General features: G+C 46.2%; 4 protein-coding genes. 3 read left to right on the top strand and 1 reads right to left on the bottom strand.

Features of this window, described 5'->3' with window-relative positions; translation table 11 throughout:
- Positions 1 to 362: 362 nt before the first annotated feature.
- The 3 genes from B9J87_RS02335 to B9J87_RS02325 all read left to right on the top strand — a co-directional run bounded on the left by B9J87_RS02335 (position 363) and on the right by B9J87_RS02325 (position 3,141).
- On the top strand, positions 363 to 1,697 hold the full coding sequence (locus B9J87_RS02335; protein ID WP_029189964.1) for an MATE family efflux transporter: 1,335 nt from the start codon (positions 363 to 365) through the stop codon (positions 1,695 to 1,697).
- Between the two features lie 99 nt (positions 1,698 to 1,796).
- Positions 1,797 to 2,426 (top strand): hypothetical protein, encoded by a 630-nt coding sequence (locus B9J87_RS02330; protein WP_017043842.1) that lies wholly within the window; start codon positions 1,797 to 1,799, stop codon positions 2,424 to 2,426.
- Positions 2,404 to 3,141 carry an MBL fold metallo-hydrolase gene (locus B9J87_RS02325; protein WP_013868161.1) on the top strand — a complete coding sequence of 246 codons (738 nt, stop codon included), beginning with the start codon at positions 2,404 to 2,406 and terminating at the stop codon, positions 3,139 to 3,141. Before B9J87_RS02330 ends, B9J87_RS02325 begins: the two co-directional genes overlap by 23 nt.
- A gap of 42 nt (positions 3,142 to 3,183) precedes the next feature.
- On the opposite strand, the gene B9J87_RS02320 is transcribed toward B9J87_RS02325, so the two are convergent.
- Positions 3,184 to 4,428, bottom strand: a complete 1,245-nt coding sequence (locus tag B9J87_RS02320; protein WP_026027773.1) for an MDR family MFS transporter — start codon at positions 4,426 to 4,428, stop codon at positions 3,184 to 3,186.
- Between the last annotated feature and the right edge of the window lie 87 nt (positions 4,429 to 4,515).

The following is a 4,515-nucleotide window of genomic DNA, read 5'->3' as shown; positions in this document are numbered from 1 at the left end:
GCTTTTGGCGATGAAACTGAGGAAGACCGTTATTGTTATTTTTTATTAACACCATCAATACATTAAACGAAAATTGATTCACAAAACAGAAATGAAATCGGTTTCATTTCATAGAAATAGGACGAGTTCATCACGAGATTAACGCTCAAGAATTCACCAAATGGCTAGGTTTTTATGAAATATTTCATCAATATGATGATTTTCATGTCATTGCACGGAACAACTCGATGGGGATGGGCGTCGCTCTCTTCATGTATAGCTGTTAACATACTCAACGCACATAACGTACAAACCATTCTGAGCTTGTTTTTCACCGCAGAGGCCACATATTAAAACCTCTACCCATATAGTTGAGCCGAGCAATGTCAAACACCACCCCGTTATCTCCACCTTCACTCACACGCCAACTCTTGCAAATGACTTGGCCGATGATGTTTGGTGTGCTGTCCCTTATGAGCTTCCAACTGGTTGATAGTGCGTTTATCGGCCAACTTGGCGTGTTACCCCTTGCCGCGCAAGGGTTTACATTACCCATTCAGATGATCATCATCGGCCTTCAGGTTGGGCTTGGCATCGCGACCACAGCGGTGATTGCTCGCGCACTGGGTGCAAACCAAATTCGCTACGCGAAGCAGCTTGGGGGGTTGGTTGTCGCTATCGGCAGTATTGGGGTTGCTCTGTTTTCAGTCATTATCTATTTACTGCGTCACCCCATCTTAGCGCTACTCAGCGCTCCTGAATCTGTGTATCAGATCGTCGACAGCTACTGGATTTATTGGTTAATTAGTGCTTGGGTGGGCGCGGTGCTGTACTTTTTATACAGCCTGTGTCGAGCCAATGGCAATACCATGTTGCCGGGTACTATGATGATGGTCACCAGCATTTTAAACCTGATTTTAGACCCTATTTTTATCTTCACTTTTGATTTGGGTATTGAAGGCGCGGCGCTGGCGACCATTTTAGCCTTTGGGATTGGCGTGTTCGTGGTTGCACCCAAGGTGTCAAAAAGGCACTGGATGCTGTTTGATTGGTCAGATTTGGATGTGGGGAAAAGTATTCGCTCTATCAGCCATATCATGGGGCCGGCCATGATAAGCCAACTTCTTCCACCGCTTTCTTCGATGCTGGCAACCAAACTATTGGCCAGTTTCGGTACAGCAGCTGTCGCGGCCTGGGCATTAGGATCTCGTTTTGAGTTTTTTGCGATGGTCGCAATATTGGCATTAACTATGTCGATGCCACCGATGGTAGGCCGTTTGCTTGGCGCAGGCCAATTGCAAGACATTCGAAAATTGGTTCGTATTGCGTGCCAATTTATTCTTGGGTTTCAGCTCATCATCGCCGTGGTGACCTATCTATTATCCGGCCACCTTGCCGCGCTGATGACCAGCGAACAAAGTGTCGAATCCATTTTGCACTGGCACTTAATGATCGTGCCAATCAGTTTAGGGCCGCTTGGTATCTGCATGTTAATGGTATCGGTTTCTAATGCGTTGGCGAAATCATACACCGCCTTAACCATTTCCGCGCTGCGCCTGTTTGTGTTCTTCTTACCCTGTTTATGGGTTGGCGCTCAAATAGCGGCGCTGCATGGCCTGTTTATCGGGGCGTTGGTCGGTAATATCCTCGCAGGCCTTGCCGCGTGGGCGATGTACCAACGTGCACTTCGGCAAGTTGAGCAGCAGAAAAACCATTGAGTTTGGGTAACACAGAGCCCAAACGAGCAATCTAGTCTCAAAAATATGAATTTGGTCTATAGTTAACACACGTTAAGTTGATGAATATTTTCGATAACTATGGACAACAAACCGGTTTTCGTAATTGCGGCGGAAGTGGCAGCAGAGCTAAACCAAAGCGTACTCATTGCAAAAAAATTACTGCTTGTCGCCAGCAATGCCAGAGCTCTGGCTCTGCGTGCGGGCGAAAGTGCCGCAGGTTTTCGGCCAATTACTGATTCGATTGATGATTTAGTCCGCGTCACGCTAGAGGCGTCGCACACCATCAACTTAAAAGCGCAGCGTATTAGCCAACTCGCAACCGCAAGGACTCGTGCACGCGCTGCGCTTGAACGTTTTGAAAATGTGTATATACAAGCGCATAACGCTCGGCATTTACACAGTTTGGATGTCGTACATCATCAGAACCAAGAGGAATATAGCAAACTCAGTCACAGTTTCTACTCTGAAGCTCAAAACCTGCACGAGTTATTGCAAACCTTGTACGACAACCTGCGCATTGCACAAATCATCTCGATCATGCTGAGCGTGGAAGCCTCTCAAGCAGATGAGCGATATCAAGCCCAACTGCAAAGCATTGCGAATAACGTCGCTGAACTGGCAAAAGAAATTCAAGCTCACGTCATGCTATCGCTCAAAACATTCTCTCTCTTTTCTCAGGTGAACTATGCAATCAAAAATACTATTTGAACGCGGCCATCATCGCTGGGTGATGTTTGCTCGCGATCCAAACAAACCAGAAAAAATCATTGATACCAACCAATATATGATAGTCAATCGTGATCAAGCGATATTGCTAGATCCCGGTGGCATTGAACTGTTTTCGGCGATGCTCGGTTGCGTCGTGAAAGAAGTGCCGATTGAACATATCAAGCATCTTTTTGCCTCTCACCAAGATCCAGACATCATCTCTTCCCTCGGTTTATGGGATAAAGCACTGCCCAGTGCAACATTACATTCACCTTGGTTGTGGGAAGGGTTTATCCGCCATTTTGGTATGGAGTCAATTCAATTCTCCCCCATCAAAGATGAAGGTGGAAAAGTGTCCTTATCAGGCCATGACCTGCACTTTATCCCAGCGCATTACATGCACTCTTCTGGTAACTTTTCGGTTTACGACCCTGATGCAAAAATATTGATGTCTGGCGATATTGGTGCCGCGCTCGACAGCCCTAACGCCTCTTTTTTTGTAGAAGATTTTCAAAGCCATATTCCAAAAATGACTTATTTTCATCAACGTTGGATGCCATCTAACCGCGCCAAAAGTGATTGGATTGAGCGAGTCAGCCAGCTGGATATTGAGATGATGTGTCCGCAACATGGCGCTATTTTTCGGGGCGATGATGTTCAACGATTTTTGGAATGGCTAGATAAGTTGGAAGTTGGCGTAGCGATAAAAAAATAGCGATGTTAAGGCTCTCGATGAGAGCCTTACAAAAAGAGCAAATTAAGCTTGAGTAATGGGTTCACGCTCGACCGTATCGGGCTGATGCTCTGCGACCCAATAAAGCCAAATCATCACTAAGCACAGCACAAAGCAAAGGCCAAACAGCCAGTTTGAATTGAGGTATCCAATCACCGCCCCCCCAACCAGTGGAGCAATCGCAAAACCTAATGAGTAAAGCGCGGCGGCACCAAAGTAAGAACCACGCAAATGGGCGGGAGCCATACGGTCTATTTGTACGTTTAAGGTTGGAAAAGCAATGACTTCGCCCATACTCAAAACAAAGCAAGCAAGCGCCCAACCAATCGGTAAATCTGCAGGGGTAAACAGAAAGCCGAGTTGCGCAAGCCCCATCAATAACATGCCGATCCGAGTTCGTACAAACAGCGGGACGTTTTCCAACCACTTCAACATTGGGAACTGGAAGATGATAATGGTCATGGTATTTACCAGCACTAACCCTGCGACAATTTGCGCTGCATCGGCGGCACTGGTGCGTACAATCACTTGTGGAATAGACGATTCTACCTGCCCATAGATGAACATCATGATGAAGTTCGCCACCATCAACTTCACAAAAATATTATCTTTACTGATCACTCTTAGCGTCGAAGAAAAATTAGGCAAACCAGAGCGATCGGGCTTGGTGTAGCGCCCTTTACGTTCAATACCGAGCAGCAGCCAAAAGCCAAACAATAAATACGTGCCGCCGGTAAAGAAAAAGAGAGTTTGTGGGTGAGAAAGCCCAAACGTAATCCCAAGCAGTGGCCCAATGGCACCACCTAGATTGAGTAGGAAATAGCGGATGTTGAGCGCCAGCTCGCGATCTTTCAAATTCGGCAAGTTATCACCAATCACCGCTTTGCCCGGCGCTTCAATCATTGGTCGCATTAAACCGGTAAGGACAATAAGCACGTAAAATTGCCAGATTTGATCAGCCACACCAATGCCACTGTAGGCAAATGCAGCCATCACACTGCCAAGAACCATCACCCACTTGCGACCAAATTTGTCGGAAAGATACCCTGAATACAGCCCAGTAATTGCTCCTACAACAGCAGAGGTCGCCAACATTCCACCCACTTCAATCGGCGATGCACCATAATCTTGGTAAAGGAACACGATCAAAAATGGCCATGCCATGAAAAAACTGGTACGAGCAATCAATGTTCCGGTTAATACCGTCCACACTGAAAAATTAAACCTTTTTACCCTTTCTAAACGAAATAAGCTTTCCTCTTTCGCCATAAAAACACTCCTTACTTTCAGCCACTTGACCATGCGTTCACACGATGAACATCACATTTCTAGTTCTTATTGGGTCAATATATGAAG

The sequence above is a fragment of the Vibrio sp. V19_P1S1T109 genome, from assembly GCF_002241375.1.
GTDB classification, from domain to species: domain Bacteria; phylum Pseudomonadota; class Gammaproteobacteria; order Enterobacterales; family Vibrionaceae; genus Vibrio; species Vibrio anguillarum.
The sequence above is the reverse complement of the archived record's forward strand: the minus strand, read 5'-3'. Positions and strand labels throughout refer to the sequence as shown.